The sequence below is a fragment of the Actinokineospora inagensis DSM 44258 genome (assembly GCF_000482865.1).
Lineage (GTDB): Bacteria > Actinomycetota > Actinomycetes > Mycobacteriales > Pseudonocardiaceae > Actinokineospora > Actinokineospora inagensis.
Genome location: NZ_AXWW01000045.1, coordinates 7,547 through 25,155, shown reverse-complemented (window position 1 = coordinate 25,155; position 17,609 = coordinate 7,547). Strand labels below are relative to the sequence as shown.

The window sequence follows — 17,609 nt, the reverse complement described above, 5'->3', positions numbered from 1 at the left end:
ACATCCCATGATCGGCACCCTAGTGGACCTCACCCGGCGCGCCGCTCGAAAGCGGCGAGCATCTCCCGCTGCGCGTCCGCGAGGTAGGTGGTGAGCAAGGCAACCGCGCCCTTGACGTCGCCGCCGCTGATGGCCTTGACGATCGCGTGGTTGCGGTCGACGTACTTCTCGTGGAACGCGCGCGGGTGGCCCATGGCCAGGAAACCCAGGCGCAGCTCGGCGGACAGTTGGTCCATCAGCTCGTCGAGCCTGCCGCTGCCGACGGCGCGCACGATCGCCTTGTGGAACCGCAGGTTCGCCGTGCCGACCCCGCGCCAGTCGCCGTTGGCCGCACGCGCCCTGCCGTCGGCGACGGCGTCGGCCATCGCGGCCCAGTCCGGCTCGGTCGAACCGCGCAGGGCGGCCACCTCGATGACGAAACGGACCCGGAACAGGTCACGCACGTCGTCGGCGGTCAGGGTGCGCACGAACACGCCGTGGTTGATCCGGTGCTCCAGCAGCTTCTCGTGCGCCAGCAGCCGGAACGCCTCGCGCAGGGTGTTGCGGGAGACCTCCATCGGTTCCAGCAGCGGCTCCTCGGCGATCCGCTGGCCGGGTTGGAAGTCACCGGCCATGATCAGGTCGCGCAGGTTGGCCGCTGCGGTCTCGGCCGCCGTTCCCCGGCGCCTGCCCGCGTTCATCTCGCGCACCCGCGCGGCGAGGTCTTCGACGCTCACCGAACCTCCGTTGTCCTGCGACCCATGGTTGAACACCCAGCCGAGCACTCAGTCGAACAGCCAGTCGAGCACCCGGTTGTCGTTGAACAAGACTACAAGTCAACAGGTGACGAGTTTAATCCCCCGATCGGTTCATTGTCATATCGTTGAACAATCCCCACACTCAACAACACTACAAGTGAACAGCCAAGTGGGGTGAGTGATGGTGCACACAGCGGAGCAGAAGACCATCCGGACCGGTCGGTGGTGGCGCGACCTGCCCCGACCCGGGCGCAAGGCCGTCGTCGGGGCCTTCCTCGGCTACGGGCTCGACTCGTACGACTTCTGGGTCCTGCCGCTCGGCCTGCCCGCGATCGCGGCGACCTTCGGCCTGAACACCGGGCAGACCGGGCTGCTGTCGACGATGACCCTGCTGTTCTCGGCGGCGGGCGGGGTCATCGCCGGGGTGCTCGCCGACCGGCTCGGCCGGGTCCGGACGCTGATGATCACCGTCGTCGCCTACGCGCTGTGCACCGCCCTGTGCGGCCTGGCGCCCGACTACGGAACGCTGCTGGTGCTGCGGGCCCTGCAGGGCCTCGGCTTCGGCGGCGAGTGGGCGACCGGGGCGGTGCTGGTCGCCGAGTACGTCGGCGCGGCGGGCCGCGGCCGGGCGGTGTCGGTCGTCCAGAGCGCCTGGGCGGTCGGCTGGGGCGCGGCGGCCCTGGTGTCGACCGCCGTGTTCAGCCTGACCGAACCGACCACCGGGTGGCGGATCCTGTTCCTCACCGGCGCGCTGCCCGCGCTGCTGCTGGTCTACCTGCGCAAGGGCATCGAGGACGCGCCCGCGTTCTCCGCCGAGCGGGCCCGCGGCTCGCTGCACGCGATCTTCCGCCGGGACCTGTTGCGGCACACCGTGTTCGCGTCCGCGTTGGCCACCGGCGTGCAGGGCGGCTACTACACGCTGGCGACCTGGCTGCCGTCGTACCTGCACAAGGACCGCGGCCTGCCCGCCCTGAACGCGGGCGGCTACCTGGGGTTCCTGGTGGTCGGCGCGTTCCTCGGGTACCTGGTCGGCGGCCACCTCGCCGACCGGTTCGGCCGCAAGAACACGTTCCGGTTGTTCGCGGTGCTCAGCGCGGCCCTGTTGCTGCTGTACACCGAACTGCCCGGCTCGGCCGGGAGCTACGTGATGTACCTGGGGCTGCCGCTCGGGTTCTGCGCGTCGGCGATCTTCAGCGGGTTCGGCGCGTACCTGTCGGAGCTGTACCCGGGCGAGGCCCGCGGCACCGGCCCCGGCTTCACCTACAACATCGGCCGCGCGGTCGGCGCGTTCTTCCCGGCCTTCGTCGGCTTCTTCGCCGTGCACTACGGGATCGGCGGCGCGATGGCCTTCGGCGCCGTCGCCTACGCGCTGGCGTTCACCGCATTGTTCTGGCTGCCCGAGACCCGCGGCCGCGAACTGTCCTAACAGGATTGGGCAGAAGGGCGGCACCCGGAACCCGGTGCCGCCCTTCTCGACTACCGCTTTACGAAACGCGGCGCCTGCGGGAGGTGCCGATGACGGCACCGGCACCCGCGATCAGCGCGATCAGACCCGCCCAGGCGAGACCGGTGACGTTCGCGCCGGTCTCGGCCAGGGAGGTGTTGGTGCTCGGGGTGATGCTCGCCTGCGCGACCGGGACGGGCTGCGGGACAACCGGGTTCACCGCGGGGACCACGTTGCCGGGATTGGTGACGGGGTTGATAACCGGGTTGGTTTCGGCGACGAGGACCTGGGCGGAGGCGCGCGCCTCGACGTAGTCCAGCCACGAGCTGTGCTGGTCGGAGTAGACCGCGCACTGGACCTCGATCGCGCCCTTGCCCGCGGTGTCCGGGATGGTCTGCTTGACGTGGACCGTCTCGGTCTTGCCCGCCACGACGGTGATGCCCTCGTCGAAGTAGCCGATCGGGGTCCAGTCACCGTCGAAGTCGTCCTGCACGGAGCACAGGGTCCGGACGCCGGTCTGGTCCGCGGTGCCCACGTTGCCGAAGGTGAAGGTGAAGATCACCGGGTCACCGGCGTGGTAGGTCGGCTTGTCGAAGGCGACGCTCGCGGTGAGGATCGACTGCAGGTCGCCGGTCGCGCGGATCAACACGCCGGTGCGGCCCGACTCGGTCAGCTCGAAGTCGTCGAAGGCGACACCGGTGTGGTCCGCGTTGTAGAAGCCGACTGCGTACGAGCCGACCGTGAGCTCAGTGAAGGAGAACCCGCCCTGGGCGTCGGTGCTGCTCCCGTGCGGGTCGTCGCTCGGGTCGCTCAGGTTGACGGCCCAGACCTCCAGGCCGCTGACGCCCTCGCCCTGGTCGTACTGGTTGTTGCCGTTGGCGTCGGCGTAGACCTGACCGGAGTACGCGGCGGTGACCACCGTCGCGGCTGCCTTGTCGGCCTTGTCGGCGACCGGCGCGGGCTTCTCGGCGGGCTGCTCGGCTTCTGGCTTGTCCGCGTCCGGTGTGGTGCTGTCCGGCTTGCTCGCGTCCGGCTTGGCGTCCGCGGGCTGCTCGGCGGCCGGGGTGCCCGGGTCGGGACTGGTGGAGCTCGGCTTCGTGCTGTCCGGCTCGGTGGTCGGCCCGGTCGGGGCGGGCTGGGTGTCCGGAGTGGACGGAGTGGGCGCCGGGGTGCCGTCGACCGGGGCCGGTTCGTCCGAAGTGGGCGGTGCGGTCGGCGGCGCGGGCTCGGTGCTCGGCTGTTCCGACTGCGGGGTGGGGACTTGTTCGGGCTGTGCGGTGGCGCCGGCGGGGGCGGTGGTCTCGTCCGCGGTGGCGGACGGAACGACCAGCGTCCCGCTCAGGGCGAACGCGGCAACGACTACGCCGACGCGGGTGACCGCTCGGCGCACAGAGGTGCGGCGCACTGTTGTTCGACTCTCCCCAGAATCAACGGCTCGACGCGACGGGCCCCCGAAGTTCCCGCGCGTGAGGGAATTTCAACTTGGGCCGAACTCTAGTGCCGTGCCCGGTTTGCCGGACAAGGGGATTTCGCGATGCTGCCGGTTTCGTGATTGAGTCGAGACAGTCCGGGTGGCCGCTAGCTTCAGCCGAGGTTACGAGCGCCGAACGTGTCGCACTCGGTGGGGTTTCCGCTGTTGATGCCCGCGAGGAACCACTTCTCGCGCTGCGCGGAACTGCCGTGGGTGAACTGGCTCTGGTCGACCCGGCCACCGCCGAGGTTCTGCTGGATGTAGTCGTCGCCGATGCGGGACGCGGCGTCCAGCGCCCGGTTGACGTCGTCCTGCGAGATCGAGCGGATCAACGGCTTGCCACCGGAGGTCGGTGTCGAGGTCGCGTGGTTGGCCCACACCCCGGCGTAGCAGTCGGCCTGCAGTTCGAGGCGGACGCTGTCGGAGGTCGGACCGGAGCCCCGGCGGACCTTGCCGGAGGTGCCGAGCAGGTTCTGCACGTGGTGGCCGTACTCGTGGGCCAGCACGTACGCCTCGACGAAGGTGCCGCCCTGCGCGCCGAACTTGGACTGCAACTCGCGGAAGAACGACAGGTCGATGTACACCTTCTCGTCGGCGGGGCAGTAGAACGGGCCGACGTCCGCCGTCGCGCCGCCGCAGCCGGTGTTGACCGAGCCGCTGAAGAACAGCGTCGGCGCCTGCTGGTAGGTGCGGCCGGAGCGGGCGAACTGGTCGGTCCAGTAGCCCTGGATCGAGTTGATCAGCGCGACCCTGGCGCAGTCCGGCTTCCCGTTCGCGTCCTTGCCGGTGCGGCACTCCTTGGCCAGGTCGCTGTTGGCCACCGCCTGGTTGCGCTGCACGCCGTCGGTGCTCAACGGCACCGACGCGGGCACCCCGCCCAGCGAGTTCAGCACGAAGTACACGATCAGCCCGACGATGCCGAGCCCACCACCGCCCAGCGCCACCCGCCCGCCGACCCCGCGGGAATCCTGCACCTGGGACGTGTCCAGCGCCACGTCGTCGTTGAAGTCCACGACCACACTCTCCGCATCCGCGCCGCCGACCCTGTCCGGGCAAACGATAGTGCGCGCGGCGGCTCGCGTGGGGACGACCTGGTCACGGAGCACGACCACCCGGCAAACGCCTGGGTGCGGCCCCTGCCGTAGGGGCCGCACCCAGGGTCCGTCACGTCGTAATGACCTGCCACTTCGGCGGTTGGCGTGGAGCCCAGCCGAGCGGATCAGGAGACGCGCTCGATGCGGGGGTCAACATCGTCGAGGTGCGTTGAGACCGGCACACCCGTGCCGGGCACTCGAAGAGAATCCGTCGAGCTTGCCGCCCTCGTCCGCGGCCGAGTCGAGGCTGTCGGCTCAGTCGCGGGGTAGCGGCAGGCGGCAGACCATTACGGGGCTTGTCTGCTTCGCCACGGCACCACCTACCCTTTCCCGGCGGGCGCGGTGACCCGAGTTGGATCGGCGTTTCGTGCGGTCGATCCGAGCCGGCCGTCCCCTCCATGGTGCGCCCGCCGTCCCAGATGGACAACCCCGGGGCGGGGTCTCGAACCGGTGAACTTCGGTAACGCCGTCCGATGAGGACGAAAGCGGGGGCGGTCGCCCACAGTGGACGACCGCCCCCGATCGCGTTGCCGCTGAACGGTTACGGCAGGACCGTGACCCGGTCCGACGCCGGGGGCGCCAGGTTGGGGTGCGCGGTCAGGTACGCGGTGAAGGCGTCCAGGTCGACCGGTCCACCGGCCAGGTTGGTGCCGTTCTTCAGCTCGGCGAACCCGTCACCACCGGCGGCGAGGAAGTTGTTCACCGACACCCGGTACGCGCCCGCCGGGTCGACCGGCGTGCCGTTGACGGTGATGTTCGAGACCCGGTTGCCCTGGGTCGCCGACTGGGACCACGAGTAGTGCAGCGAGGACGAGATCTGCAGGAACTTGGTGCCCGACGCCTGCCACTGCTGCTCCAGCGTGTTCTTCAACTGCGCGCCGGTCAGCGTGATCGTCTGCATGATGTTGCTGAACGGCTGGACCGCGAACGCCTCGCCGTAGGTCACCACGCCGTTGCCCTCGCCCGCCGGGGAGGTCGCGTAGACGAGGTCGGTGCGGATGCCACCCGGGTTGGTCATCGCGATGACGGCCTGGTTGCCCTGGGTGCCCGCCAGTTGCGCGTCGGCGATGACGTCACCCAGCGGGGTCTCCCCGGCGGGCGACGCGGTGCGGGTCAGGTCCGCGGTGATGGTGCCGACCTGGCGGTTGGCGATCGGGCCGGACAGGGTCACGGCCTTGTCGACCAGCGCCTGCACGGTCGGGTCCGGGGTGACGGTGCGGGTGACGACCTCGTTGTGCGCGACGGTGGCCGAGCGGTCCACGTCACCGGTGCGCTTGTTGATCTTGAGGTCGACCACGGACAGCAACCGGCCGAACGAGGCGCCCTGGATCAGCGGCCGCGGGTTGCCCGCCGGGTCGGTGACCACGCAGTTGTACTGCTGGTGGCTGTGCCCGGTGAGGAACACGTCGATCGACGCCGACGCCCTGGTGGCGATGTCGCGGGCCGGGCCGGGCAGCGTCCTGCAGTCGTCCGGGCCGCCGCCCTCGGTGCTGTCACCCTGGTGCATCAGCACCACCTGGGTGCGGATACCGGCCAGGTCGAGCAGCCGCGAGGTCTTGTTCAGCGCCTGCACCTCGTCGCCGAACTTCAGGCCCTTGATCGCCTCCGGGGTCACCACGGACGGCAGGTCGTGCAGGGTGACACCGATGATCGCGACCGGCACGTTGTCGACGAACTTGATGGTCACCGGCAGCGCGGCGGGCAGCCCGTTGTCGAAGGTGATGTTCGAGGCCACGAACGGGAACTTCGCCCCACGGAACGGCTTCTCGAACTGGCAGCCGTCCGTCGGGTGGCAGCCGCCGAACTGCATGCGCAGCAGCTCCTGGTAGCCCTCGTCCAGCTCGTGGTTGCCGATGACCGACGCCGACACGCCGACCTGGTTCAGGAAGTCGATGGTCGGCTCGTCGTGGAAGAGGGCCGACGTCAACGGCGACGCGCCGATGTTGTCACCCCCGGACAGCACCAGCGAGTTCTTGACCTGCCCCCGCAACTGCGCGATGTGCGTGGCCAGGTACGCGGCGCCACCCGCGTCGACGGTGGTCCCGTTGGACAACACCACCCGACCGGACGAACCGGCGGGCGGCTGCAGGTTGCCGTGGAAGTCGTTGAACGCGATCAACCGCAGGTCGGTGCTGGCGGCAGGCGCCGCGGCCGCCGTACCGGCCAGCCCGGTCACCGCGAGGCCAACGGCTGCGGCGACCGCCGCGATCCGCTTGGAGACGATCATCAGTCCTCCGTCCAGGCGCCGGGCACCGGACCCGGCACGAGGTGCTGGAGTCTGCCCGCCGGAGATGGCTAGGACCAGGGCCCCGAGGTGAACGCCGTAACCTGGATGCGTGACATCAGTGCGAGCCGAGCCCCGCTGGCTGGAACCCGACGAGATGCGCGCCTGGCGCGCCTACGTCATCGGCAGCGAACTCCTGCGCCAGCAGCTCAACCGCGAACTGCAGGACAACCACGGCCTGGCCCTGCCCGACTACGAGGTGCTGGTCCGTTTGTCCGAACGCGAAGGCGGCCAAATGCGGATGAGCCAACTGGCGGGCCAACTCGCCTCGTCCAAGAGCAGACTCTCCCACCAGATCTCCCGCCTGGAAAAAGCAGGCCTGGTCCGCCGCGTCGGCTGCGCCGAAGACGCCCGCGGCGTCGTCGCCGAACTCACCCAGAAGGGCGTGGAAACCCTCCGCACCGCCGCCCCCGTCCACGTCCAAGGCGTCCGAGACCACCTCGTCGACCTGATGACCCCCGACGAACAACGCGTCATGGCCGCCCTCTTTGAACGCGTCATCGAACACCTGGACCTCGGCTGAGGCCCAGCGACTAGGCTGGGGGGCCACTGGAGGTGTGGCAGAGCGGCCGAATGCATCCGCCTTGAAAGCGGAAGACGGGCAACCGTCCGGGGGTTCAAATCCCTCCACCTCCGCGGGCTTTGGGCTGCCCTGTCCACGGAAAGCGTGGACCTGGGCGCCCGCCATCGCACTGGGGGGCGACCCCCCAGACCCCCAGGCCATAGGCCCATTGGTTACATACCTGTGACCTTGCCGAGTTGGCAGGTGGATGTGGGCCTGGTTCCCACTCGCTGCAAGCGTGGTTGCGCGTCAAGGTGTGCTAACAGCCATCCCCGTATGGGCTATGCCTCGACAGTGCGCGGGCGGCACGTGGTGTAGCGGTCGCGTCCGGTGGATTCGGGATGCCCGTCAAGGTGGGTGGTCTCGTCGGGGATGTGGGTGATGTGGTCAGCCTGACTCGGTTGTGTTTGTTGGTGGGGTGGGTGGCTGTCGACGTGGCCGACGAGGTTGTCGAGGAAGTCGGTCAGGTTGCCGATGTGGTGGGCCGCGAGTTCGAGTTGGTGTTGGAGGAGTCGGAGATTGTCGGTGAGGGGGTCGAGGGTGGCGAGGGTGGCGAGGTCGTGAGGGACGGTTGGTTGGCGGTTGTGGGCGATGGCGTTGAGGTGGGCGGGGTGGAAGCCGAGGGCGGTGGAGATGGCTTCGAGGGTGCGGGTGCCCCGGCGGCGGCGGAAGGCGTGTCGTAGTTCCCGGATGACTGTTTTGGAGACGCCTGATCGGTAGACGAGTTCTTCCTGGGTGATTTTGAGGATTGCCATTCGGTGGTTGATGGCGCGGGCGACGGCGCCCCAGTCTTCGGTGGTCACCTGCGTCCGTGGGCGGCGTTGTGCAACCAGGTGATGACCGCCGTGTCGGTGATGGACCGGCCGCGATATTCCTCGACGTGGTCGGGTGAGAGGGGCGCGGTGACGAACAGCGTGGTTGCGTCGGCGATGTGGCCTGCGATGTTGACCTGGGGGGATTCGTGTTCGGTGTCGCCGGTGAGGGCGGGGCGGGGGTTGTGGAGGGTGTTGTTCCAGTGCAGGAGTTGGGCGGCGGTCGCGGCGAGGGATTCGGCCTCGATGGTGACGGTGATCTCGTGGTCGGACTTCTTGTTGTCGCGGACGGAAATGTCGACCTGGCACGGGTTGGGCAGGGCGTAGGTGACCAAGTGGTGGCCGAGTAGGGCGGCCAAGGCGGTCAGGTCGTGGGTGACGGTGGTGTGGCTCAAGGGTGCGCTCCCTGATGTGGTCCGGCCGTCCTGAGTGGGACGACCGGTGTGGGCGATGGGGACGGGGAGAGGGCGGGTGGCCTGCCGTTCTGGCTGTGGGGTTGACTGCGGGACGGGTGGCCAGGGTGTCCCGGGTGATGTGCGGTCGCCAGGCGCGGGCGGCAGGTCGACTCAGGCGTTGGTGTAGGTGGGCGTGTTGAGTTTGGCCAGGGATTCCTGGGCGAGGTGGATGAAGCGGGTGAGGCTGGTGGGGTCGAAACCGATTTCCAGGCCGTCGGTGGTGGGAGGGCCGATGAAGAAATCGATCTGGCCGGTGGTGGAGTGGGTGCTGGCCGTCATCGCGCAGTCGTCGCTGATGATGACGGTGGTGACGATCTTCAGGGACTGGAACATGGGATGGACCTTTGCTTGTGGGGTGGGTCGGTCGCTTGTCGGGCGTGGTGGGTGAGTTGTTGAGCGGCCTGGGCCAGGTCCTCGGCCAGTTGGAGTTCCTCCAGGACCGTGGGCGGGGGTCTGCGGCCGGCGTCCGCGTCGAGACAGGCCAGGACGTAGGCGGCGACGAGTTTGTTCACGGCCGAGAGGTTGGCCAGCAGGACAGCGTCGAAGGCCCGGGTCATCGGGCGGTGCGCCGGGCCAGCCATCGGCAGCAGGCGATGATGCCGATGGTCGCGTCCTCGAAGTTCTCGATCTCCCGGCCCCGGCCGAGGGTGTCGTTCTCCAGCGCAGCTTTGAGGGCCTGGACGTGTTGGCCGAGTTCGTCGAGGTCCTTCGACAGGTACGGGACACCCTGAGGACGGGGTGTACTCGACCGTGCCGGCCCTGGCCGATCGACGATCACAGGCCGCCACCCGGGCGACCCGGCCGTCGAACCCGAACCGTCCGAGGGCGACGGCGCAGTAGTGGCCGTGGGCACAGGTTCCTGGTATCGCATGTATCGCTCACTCAGGCTCGTAGTTATGCATACTGGGGAGTCACATCTACCCTGAACCCATCACTGCGGTGAATCCATATCGACTCGGGCATGCGCCATTCCTCGGCGGAATCTTTGCGGCGTGGGACCTGACCCGCAGCTACGATCCTGGTCATGGCTGACTACCTACAGGTCACGACTGTCGCGGACAGTGAAGAAGTCGCTAGGCGGCTTGCGCGGTCGGCCGTGTCTGCACGGCTCGCGGCCAGCGCCAACGTCGTCGGCCCAGTCGTTTCGGTGTTCTGGCACCTGGGCGAACTGGGAGATGGCCAGGAGTGGCAGGTAGTTTTGAAGACAACCTCAGCGAGGTTCGCGGAACTGAGGGATCATCTGCTCGCCGAGCATCCTTGGGAGAATCCCGAAATCTCGGCGGTGCAAATGGTGGCTGGCAACACCGCCTACTTTGACTGGCTAGACCGGACAGTGGGGTAGCACCTACCCGAATAGCGGCGTAACCGCGTCGAGATCCTTGTATTCGCGAAGCCTGTGCATCACCTCGGATATGAGGATCGACGGCCGGACTGATCCCACTCCTCGCGCGAGGTCCATCGACTTCGCGGTGACATGCGCTGCCCGTTCGACTTCGGCACCATCGATGAGCGCGTTCGCGAGGTACGTCAGGTACAGCGACTTGTCGCGCGCATGAGTCTCGTCGAAGTTGGCCAGGGCAGATTCCAGAGCAGTGACAGCGTCGTTGGGGCGACCCAATGCTGTCCAGCAACGGCCTGACATGATCTCGATCTCGACCTCGTCGACCCAGAACACCCAGTCAGGTTCGGGCCGATCGACCTGCATGCGCAGTGCAACCCTGGCGTCTTCCAAGGCCCGACTGGTTGCCTGGTAGTTCCCGGCAACGGCGTAGGTCCATGCCTTGCGTTCCAGCAGCAGCGCGCGAACCCGTGGTGTTGCGCCCACCTCGGCGGCCGCGAAGGATGCTTCGGCGAGGGCAACGTTTGGCCCAGTGGTCCCGACCTCCTGATAGGCCAAGAATGCGAGAGCGTTACCGGTCAGAGCTGGATCATTGGCTTCTCTTGCAGCTGAAAGGCTGTCCTCGTAGTGCCTCTTGGCCTCGGCGTGCATCCCGGCATCGAACGCCGCCCAACCGGTGAGCTGAGCCTGTTCGGCGATGAGCTTGATGAGTTCACGCTCTAGCTGTGGGTTGGACCGGGCGTGCTTGACATAGCCGATGGTCGACGATAGTTCGGACATGTACAGGTTGTACGTGTCACGACCGCCGAGGTGGTTGTCCAGGCGCCGCAGCCGTGCTGTGCGGTTGGCTAGGTAGTCGAGATCCGTCGAACCTGCCCGTGGCGACAGCGTGCGGTGGAACGGGTCTGTCATCCCCAAGAAAGCTCCAGAAGCGACCCGCATAAAGTCGCGCCTGTCCACGTCGATGTCCTCCGTGACACTTGGTTGTCGTTGACGGCTCTGCCCTGGCAGGTCGAACCACAAGAGGTGCTGCGGCAGATGAAGCACCTGTGCGTATGCGCGGAGTAGTTCAAGGTTCTGTTCCGGTTTACCGTTCTCCAGCTTGCTGACCTGCGCCTGCGTTAGGCCGAGCCACCTTCCCAGTAGTTCCTGGTTTAGCGCTTTACCAAATATTTGCAGGTGTCGGGGGTGGTGTCGGTACGCCTTGAGCACCTTTCCTATGTGTTGTGTCTGGAAAGCTGCCCGGAAGTCGTCCGTTTCAAAGAAGTCGCGACCTGGTCGGGTCGGCTGGCCCAGTTGGTCACGTTGGTCTCGAAAACATCTGTTGCAGAGTTGTGCGGTGTTGTCGAGCGCGAGCACCGCGCCACATGCTGCGCACCGACGACCGGCAGTTGTTCGGCCTGCCGTTCCGCGCGGGCTGGGAGTGCTCATCTCGGTCCCAATGTCCGTCTCTAGCTGGTAAGACATCTGCAACCGAGCGTACACCGCCTGAGTTTTGGCGTGCTGTTGCGATCAACTGGCCAGGGATCGTTAACCCGATCGGCTGACTAGTAGTTGTCGAACGGCTGCCACTCGATACAGGTAGGTCTACTCCGCGTGAGAAGCCATTCACCTAGGGCCTGACGAGCGTCCACTATCGGTATCGCTGCGGTCCGGGGAAACACGGTGCGTGTCGAGCCGTTGAAGATCAGCGCAAGGTCGGGCGCGCGGAGACGCGGGTTGTACGAGTTCGCGATCGGCGGATCACAGTTGGTGTCGCTGTGGTTCAGGGCGGCATAGCCCAGCGACGGGCGCACAGTGACGCGTAGTTGCTGGTCTGGGAACGGGCCGTTCTTGGACTGGTAGAACTGGCGGTCTCCCAGCAGGAGAATGCTCTCCCATTCGTCATGATCTAGGCGAAGGACTTCTTCGATCAACTGGACAGATGCCCTGATGCCGTAGGCGACTCGCGCGATGCCCGTAGTGAGGGAAACCGTCAAGGTGAGCCGGTCCGGTGGTCCGTTCTGATCGTCCATGCCTGTTCCGTGAGTGCGCCGAGAGCATGTAAGCGGGAATCGGTCCAACCGTGGAGCCGGAGCTGGCCCCTTGTCTATGTCGGTCTCTGCATGTCGCATACCTTGCTGGAATACGCCCTGGTCAGACCTATCTTGAAGCGCTCGACCCGTTGCTCCTGTCGCTTTCCAGACGAGGGTCGACGTGGCGTCGATCGACATTCCCGGTGGGAATATTTGCGGCGTGCACATTCTTTTTCGGAATATCGCCGATTGACTCCGCGTCGTCGACCGGGGAAATTCTCCTGCTGAATGTTTTATTCTCGACGAGAGTGGTTCTTTTCTGCTGGCTGGTTCTTACTCGACTTGCCTGCCTCGCGAGACGGCGGGGCAACGAGTCAAAGGATCATTTCAATGAAGAAGAACTCATCTGATCTAAAACGTTCTCTGCTGTCGACCCGTGATGTGGCTTGGTTGCTCGGGGTGGACGAATCGTGGGTGTGTCGGGCTGTCCGGCTGGGGCAACTGCCGTTCGTCCGACGTCGGGGCCGCGTCATGGTCCCTACGTCGGCGGTTACACGCCTTCTGGTGGTTCGGTCGTCTGGCGCTGCTGGGCAGGGTGGTGCCGGATGAGCGATCCCCGCGAGAAGCTCGCTGCCGGCCTGGACGGTGTTGGGCGATTCACCGATGACCTGCTGCACGAGGCCGTGATCGGTGGGGTGTGCATGGCTCCCATGGTTGAGCCGACGTGGGCAGGTGTTGGTCTGACGGACCGGGATGTGGCGGCTCAGATGTGCGCCGGATGTCCAGTGCGGAACGAGTGCTTGGAGCTGGTGCTACGCAACTCGGTGAGGACGCCTTGGGAGTGTGGGGCGGTCTGGCGGCTGACGATGTGCGAGAGCTGTATCCGGTCTGGCGGGCGAGGCGTTGGGGCGGTGAGCTGGCGTGAATCTGCATCTCACTGCTTCTCAGGTGGCTGCCGGGGCGGGGTTGTTGGTCGTCTTGGCTTGGGCGTGGCGTGCTGGTGCACGGCGTGCCAAGGCGGCGGAAGTGGTCCGGTCAAGCGCGCGGGTGGTGTCACTGACGGGTCGGATGTTGTTCACGGCGGGTCTGATCGTGGGTGCTCAGTGGCTGGTGATCACGCGCCCTTTGGTGGCCGGGTGGCTGGTCGTCACAGCGCTGGGTGTGCCTGCCCTCCTGGCGTCGTACACGTTGACGCGAGCGCTGACCGTGTCGATGGATGTCTCCCGCAGGCGAGGGCGCCGTCGATGACGCGCGTCGTGGCGTACATCCGGCAGGCGTGGAGTTCGGACGTAGCGCGGCAGGCGCGGTCAGTTGCTGAGTATCGGGTTCGGAAGGCGCCTGTCGACGTGGCGCGGCTTGTGTGGTTTGTGATCCGTGGTCACTGGCGATGGCTGGTCAAGGTGTGGACGTGGGCGACGTATGCCGATCTGCGCGCAGACGCCAGGACTGCGCGGTCGGCCGGTGACGCCGAGGCACGTCGGGCCGCGCAGGAACTGCTCCGCGCTGATGCTCGTGCGCGGTGGGAGCGGATGGGAACAGCCTTCCGTCGACTTGCCACCACGATGCGGCTGGTTGCGGTGTTTGCAGCACTCCTGTGGCTGGTGGATTCGCTGGTGGAGCGGGCGGACATGTGGCCATGGTTGCTCGCGGTGTACGGCTACCTGGGCGTTGCTCGGGCGGTGCTCATCGGTGCTGTGCCCTATGTTTTGGTGAGCGTGCCAGTGGTGTGGCTGGTGGCCGCAGCGTTTGAGGGGCGGGATCGCTCTCCCGGCGCGGGGTGGTTGATCCGTCCCGATCGGGATGACGGGGAGTCGTGGGTGGACGAACGGATGATCTCCCGCGCTCTGGCGCACTTGGGTATCGCGCCGTTGAACCGGTTCTTCAAGGGCGGCGGAGAGCTGATCTACACCGTTCCGGCCAGGAAGGACGGAGACGGCACATTCGCGCAGGTCAGACTCCCTCTCGGGGTCACTGCGGACATGGTCGCGGGGCAGCGCGGCAAGCTCGCGGCCAACCTCGGACGGTCCGGTTTGGAGACGTGGCCGACCAAGGGAGACGAAGACGGTCTGTTGGATCTGTGGGTCGCGGACAAGGGCGCCCTGACCGGCGGCGCCGGGCGGTGGCCGTTGATCGACGATGGCCGGGTCGACCTGTTCGACGGGGTCCCGTTCGGACTGTCCCAACGAGGAAGCGTCATCAACGCGCCGCTGATCGGTGCGTCATGGCTGATCGGCGGTCGACCCGGGCAAGGCAAGTCGTCGGCGCTGCGAACGCTCATGCTCGGCGCCGCTCTCGATCCGACTGCCGAACTGTGGGCCTTCGCGCTGGGCGAGTCGCCGGACTTCGACCCGTTGGCGCCCCGGCTGTCCCGCTACCGGATGGGGATGGACGACGCCACAGCCGAAGCCGCCATCCAGGCCCTGGCCGACCTGGTCGACGAGATGGAACGGCGGGGCAAGGTACTGGGCGACCAACCTGGACGGCCGCCGAAGGTCTCACGCAGGCTCGCCGACGATCGCAGCCTAGGACTCCACCCCCTGGTCTGCGCGTTCGACGAGTGCCACGAACTGTTCCAGCACCCCCGGCACGGCAAGCGGGCGGCCGAACTGGCGATACGCCTGGTCAAGCGAGCTCGCAAGTACGGCATCGTCCCGCTGTTCGCGACCCAGTCACCCACGACCGACAGCATCCCGAAGGAGATCACCCGCAACATCACCTGCGCCGCCGCGTACTCCGTCGCCGACCACATCGCCAACGACGGGCTCTTGGGTTCCGGCCGCTATGCCGCAGGCATCCGGGCCACGGAGCTACGCACGCACACCGATCGGGGTACCTGCGTGGCCGTCGGTCTCTCTCACGCCACGTTCGAACTCGTCCGCACGTTCTACGTCGCGCTTGAGGACGGCATCGACGAGGTCACACCGATCATCCTGCGCGCCCTGCACCTCATGGGCGGTGTCGGTCGCGCCGTACTGGGCGGAGTGCCGGAACCGGAGCCGCTCGACCACCTAGCCGACATCGCCGAAGCCATGCACGGGGAACGGCGGGTGCGGACCCAAGTCGTCCTGACTCGGCTTGCCGCGCTCAACCGGCGGTACGAGGGGTGGACCTTCACCGACCTGCACGACGCGCTGGCTGATCACGGCATCACGGTGCGGAAGTCAGACGGGTACAAGGTCATCCGGTTGGAGGACGTCACCGCCGGTGAAGGGACATCTCCCTGACGGGTCCCTGGGGGCGAATCCCTGCCATGACCAGCGAAGTTGTGGCGCCAGGGACCTAGGGAACGTTCCGGCGGGCGAGCGCTGTTCGCGGCCTTGAACGAGAGGTTCGAGGCTGATCGGGCTCCCTGCCCTGACGTGAGGTGAGAGGGGGTGAGGCAACACGACAGCACGGAACCATCAGGCATCAGGAACGCGGCTAGCAGCGGAAGGTGATCATGCGCAGTGTCCCGACGGAGTCGATCCGGAGGCGTGGGTTCGGTGGAGCAGAGCGTGCGCCGCCATGGCGCCGATGACCGGGGAGGAGATCGCGGCGGTCGCGGTCATCTTCGACCGTATCGACCGGCGGTGCGGGGGCTGATGAGCCGGGGGTGACCTGTTGGGTTGGGGTCACCCCCGGTTCGTTTGTGCTTTGGGGTCGATCCAACGGATGCGGTTCGGTCGAACACGTGCCGCACCGTTCCGACCGGGTCGATGACCATGTGCAGGGTGCCCAGGGCGCGGGTGAACATCGCACGGCGGTCCACGATCTCGCCGTTGGCCCATTGATCGGCCACCGCGTCGGCAAGGCCGGTTGCAGCGGTGGGGGTGGTAGCGCCTGCGGCTTCGATCAGGGAGTCGCGTTCGGCGGTGAGACGGGCGAGGTCAGCGGTTAGGGGTTCGTTGGCCTTGTCGAACGCGTCCAGGGTGATCTTGCGGGCGCCCAGTCGAGCGGCGAGAGCTTCGCTGATCTCGGTGCACGAGGCGATCTCGGCTTCGACCTGGTCGAGTCGCTCCGATACCCGGGCGCGAGCGGCGGTCATGGCCGCTGCGACGCGCGGATCCGACAGGCGCGCGACGGTGAACGCGTGGATCTCGCGGTCTACGCCGCGCTGGTCGGCGTAGACCTTGCCGCACCCCTTGCGCTGGCGGTTACAGAAGTACATCCGCCGTGTCGTGCCGTCCGGGTAAGCCTTGCCGCCGGAAGGACGGGCGCTGAGCTTGGCCCCGCACAACCCGCACCGGACGATGCCGGTCCCCAGGTAACGCTCACCGACCGGGGCACCAGTGCTGCGCGAGGCGAACAAGGCCTGCAGCCGCTCGAACTGGGCCGGGTCAATGATCGGGTCGCCCTGCACACGTGCTTCCAAGACACCCTTGTACTCGATCAACCCCGCCAACACCGGGCGTTCAAGCGTCGCCCGGACCGCGTTGCGCTCCCACAACAACCCGCCCGGCACGGTCCGCAACCCCGCCGCGTTCCAGTCCCGCGTCACCTGCCCGATACTCCCGCCCGCCAGGATCGACTCCACCGCGTCCCGCAGTGCCTGCCGCTCGCGTTCCACCTGCTCAGCAGGCACCGGCGTCCTCTTCCCAGTAGGGCCGACTGCCACCCCATCGAACCCGAACCGGCGCGGTCCTCCCGTCTGAGCCCGTCCGCCGGCGCGCATCGCCGCGAACTTGCGCTTCAACCGCCGCGACGTGTCATCACTCGACCGCGCAGCATGAGCCACCTCAATCCGCAGGATGAACCGGTCATCAGGGTCCGACAGATCCCGGGCACCATGCGCAGACAGCACCAAGAAGCCCTTGTCCGCGAGTTCGATCAACCGTTCCAGGTCACGTGGCTGCCGGAACAACCGGTCGATATGCCACACCACGATCCCATCCGACTCCCCGGATTCGACACGCTCCAACAGCCGCTCCCAGTCCGGACGACGGACTCGCAGGTTCCACGCGGACAGACCATCGGACAGTTCCTCACCCAGCACAGCCCCACGCCGCTCAATCACCAGCCGGTTGTCAGCCCATTGAGTCTCGATCTTCTCCAACTCACCGGTCTCAGGCACACGCGACAGCCGCCCATACGAGTCATAGACAGGACACCGCCCGCCAAGACCCTGCACACTGTTCTCGCTGGTCACCATGCCAACAGAGTATGTAACCAATAGGCTTGTCACCCACGGTGCGACAGGCGCCCGAACCAGCGTGCTCGTTTGGGCCTGTCGGCCCTCACATCGGTATGTGAGCAATGGGCTTGTCGCCCATGGTGCGGTGGGGGCCGGAACCAGCGTTTGCTCGTTTGGGCCTGTCGGCCCTCACATCGGTATGTGAGCAATGGGCTTGTCGCCCACGGTGCGGCGGGCGCCGGAACCAGCGTTGCTCGCTCGGGGCTGTCGGCCCTCACATCGAGTA

16 protein-coding genes and 1 tRNA gene are annotated in these 17,609 nt (G+C 67.1%); 5 read left to right on the top strand and 12 right to left on the bottom strand.

Annotated features, from left to right (window positions below):
- Nucleotides 1–29: 29 nt before the first annotated feature.
- Nucleotides 30–716, bottom strand: coding sequence for a GntR family transcriptional regulator (locus H504_RS0117330; RefSeq protein WP_211239346.1), 687 nt, complete (start codon nucleotides 714–716; stop codon nucleotides 30–32).
- Nucleotides 717–918: 202 nt separating this feature from the next.
- On the opposite strand from H504_RS0117330, the gene H504_RS0117325 reads away from it, so the two are divergent.
- Nucleotides 919–2,163: an MFS transporter gene (locus H504_RS0117325; protein ID WP_026423797.1), complete on the top strand. Its 1,245-nt coding sequence runs from the start codon at nucleotides 919–921 to the stop codon at nucleotides 2,161–2,163.
- A gap of 58 nt (nucleotides 2,164–2,221) precedes the next feature.
- On the opposite strand, the gene H504_RS38795 is transcribed toward H504_RS0117325, so the two are convergent.
- The 3 genes from H504_RS38795 to H504_RS0117310 form a co-directional block, all read right to left on the bottom strand.
- Nucleotides 2,222–3,586, bottom strand: coding sequence for an LPXTG cell wall anchor domain-containing protein (locus H504_RS38795; RefSeq protein ID WP_084467833.1), 1,365 nt, complete (start codon nucleotides 3,584–3,586; stop codon nucleotides 2,222–2,224).
- A gap of 179 nt (nucleotides 3,587–3,765) precedes the next feature.
- Entirely contained in the window at nucleotides 3,766–4,665 is a 900-nt protein-coding gene (gene ypfJ / locus H504_RS0117315; RefSeq protein ID WP_026423795.1) for a KPN_02809 family neutral zinc metallopeptidase, read from the bottom strand.
- 622 nt (nucleotides 4,666–5,287) lie between these two features.
- Entirely contained in the window at nucleotides 5,288–6,973 is a 1,686-nt protein-coding gene (locus H504_RS0117310) for a bifunctional metallophosphatase/5'-nucleotidase (RefSeq protein WP_026423794.1), read from the bottom strand.
- Between the two features lie 109 nt (nucleotides 6,974–7,082).
- Here H504_RS0117310 and H504_RS0117305 point away from each other — a divergent pair, with 109 nt between their 5' ends.
- Nucleotides 7,083–7,553, top strand: coding sequence for a MarR family winged helix-turn-helix transcriptional regulator (locus H504_RS0117305; protein ID WP_026423793.1), 471 nt, complete (start codon nucleotides 7,083–7,085; stop codon nucleotides 7,551–7,553).
- 28 nt (nucleotides 7,554–7,581) lie between these two features.
- A tRNA-Ser gene (locus H504_RS0117300) sits at nucleotides 7,582–7,666 on the top strand.
- A 207-nt stretch (nucleotides 7,667–7,873) separates the two neighbouring features.
- Here H504_RS0117300 and H504_RS38790 read toward each other — a convergent pair.
- The 5 genes from H504_RS38790 to H504_RS0117275 form a co-directional block, all read right to left on the bottom strand.
- The gene (locus H504_RS38790; RefSeq protein WP_051385981.1) at nucleotides 7,874–8,395 is read right to left on the bottom strand and encodes a helix-turn-helix domain-containing protein; all 522 of its coding nucleotides are present in this window, start codon (nucleotides 8,393–8,395) and stop codon (nucleotides 7,874–7,876) included.
- The gene (locus H504_RS0117290) at nucleotides 8,392–8,799 is read right to left on the bottom strand and encodes a hypothetical protein (protein ID WP_026423792.1); all 408 of its coding nucleotides are present in this window, start codon (nucleotides 8,797–8,799) and stop codon (nucleotides 8,392–8,394) included. Before H504_RS0117290 ends, H504_RS38790 begins: the two co-directional genes overlap by 4 nt.
- Nucleotides 8,800–8,970: 171 nt before the next feature.
- Nucleotides 8,971–9,192 (bottom strand): hypothetical protein, encoded by a 222-nt coding sequence (locus H504_RS0117285; RefSeq protein ID WP_026423791.1) that lies wholly within the window; start codon nucleotides 9,190–9,192, stop codon nucleotides 8,971–8,973.
- On the bottom strand, nucleotides 9,177–9,440 hold the full coding sequence (locus H504_RS0117280) for a hypothetical protein (protein ID WP_026423790.1): 264 nt from the start codon (nucleotides 9,438–9,440) through the stop codon (nucleotides 9,177–9,179). The genes H504_RS0117285 and H504_RS0117280 overlap by 16 nt, the downstream gene beginning before the upstream one ends.
- Entirely contained in the window at nucleotides 9,413–9,637 is a 225-nt protein-coding gene (locus tag H504_RS0117275) for a hypothetical protein (protein WP_026423789.1), read from the bottom strand. The genes H504_RS0117280 and H504_RS0117275 overlap by 28 nt, the downstream gene beginning before the upstream one ends.
- Nucleotides 9,638–9,883: 246 nt before the next feature.
- On the opposite strand from H504_RS0117275, the gene cutA reads away from it, so the two are divergent.
- Nucleotides 9,884–10,201, top strand: a complete 318-nt coding sequence (cutA, locus tag H504_RS0117270) for a divalent-cation tolerance protein CutA (RefSeq protein ID WP_051385980.1) — start codon at nucleotides 9,884–9,886, stop codon at nucleotides 10,199–10,201.
- A 3-nt stretch (nucleotides 10,202–10,204) separates the two neighbouring features.
- Here the strand turns inward: cutA and H504_RS35630 are convergent, their stop codons facing one another.
- Both H504_RS35630 and H504_RS35625 read right to left on the bottom strand, forming a co-directional pair.
- Entirely contained in the window at nucleotides 10,205–11,557 is a 1,353-nt protein-coding gene (locus tag H504_RS35630) for a helix-turn-helix transcriptional regulator (protein ID WP_157440484.1), read from the bottom strand.
- Between the two features lie 188 nt (nucleotides 11,558–11,745).
- On the bottom strand, nucleotides 11,746–12,213 hold the full coding sequence (locus H504_RS35625) for an Imm1 family immunity protein (RefSeq protein WP_051385978.1): 468 nt from the start codon (nucleotides 12,211–12,213) through the stop codon (nucleotides 11,746–11,748).
- Nucleotides 12,214–14,030: 1,817 nt separating this feature from the next.
- Between H504_RS35625 and H504_RS35620 the strand changes: the two genes are divergently transcribed.
- Nucleotides 14,031–15,437, top strand: coding sequence for an FtsK/SpoIIIE domain-containing protein (locus H504_RS35620; RefSeq protein ID WP_211239345.1), 1,407 nt, complete (start codon nucleotides 14,031–14,033; stop codon nucleotides 15,435–15,437).
- A 320-nt stretch (nucleotides 15,438–15,757) separates the two neighbouring features.
- On the opposite strand, the gene H504_RS35615 is transcribed toward H504_RS35620, so the two are convergent.
- On the bottom strand, nucleotides 15,758–17,263 hold the full coding sequence (locus H504_RS35615; RefSeq protein WP_051385976.1) for a recombinase family protein: 1,506 nt from the start codon (nucleotides 17,261–17,263) through the stop codon (nucleotides 15,758–15,760).
- Between the last annotated feature and the right edge of the window lie 346 nt (nucleotides 17,264–17,609).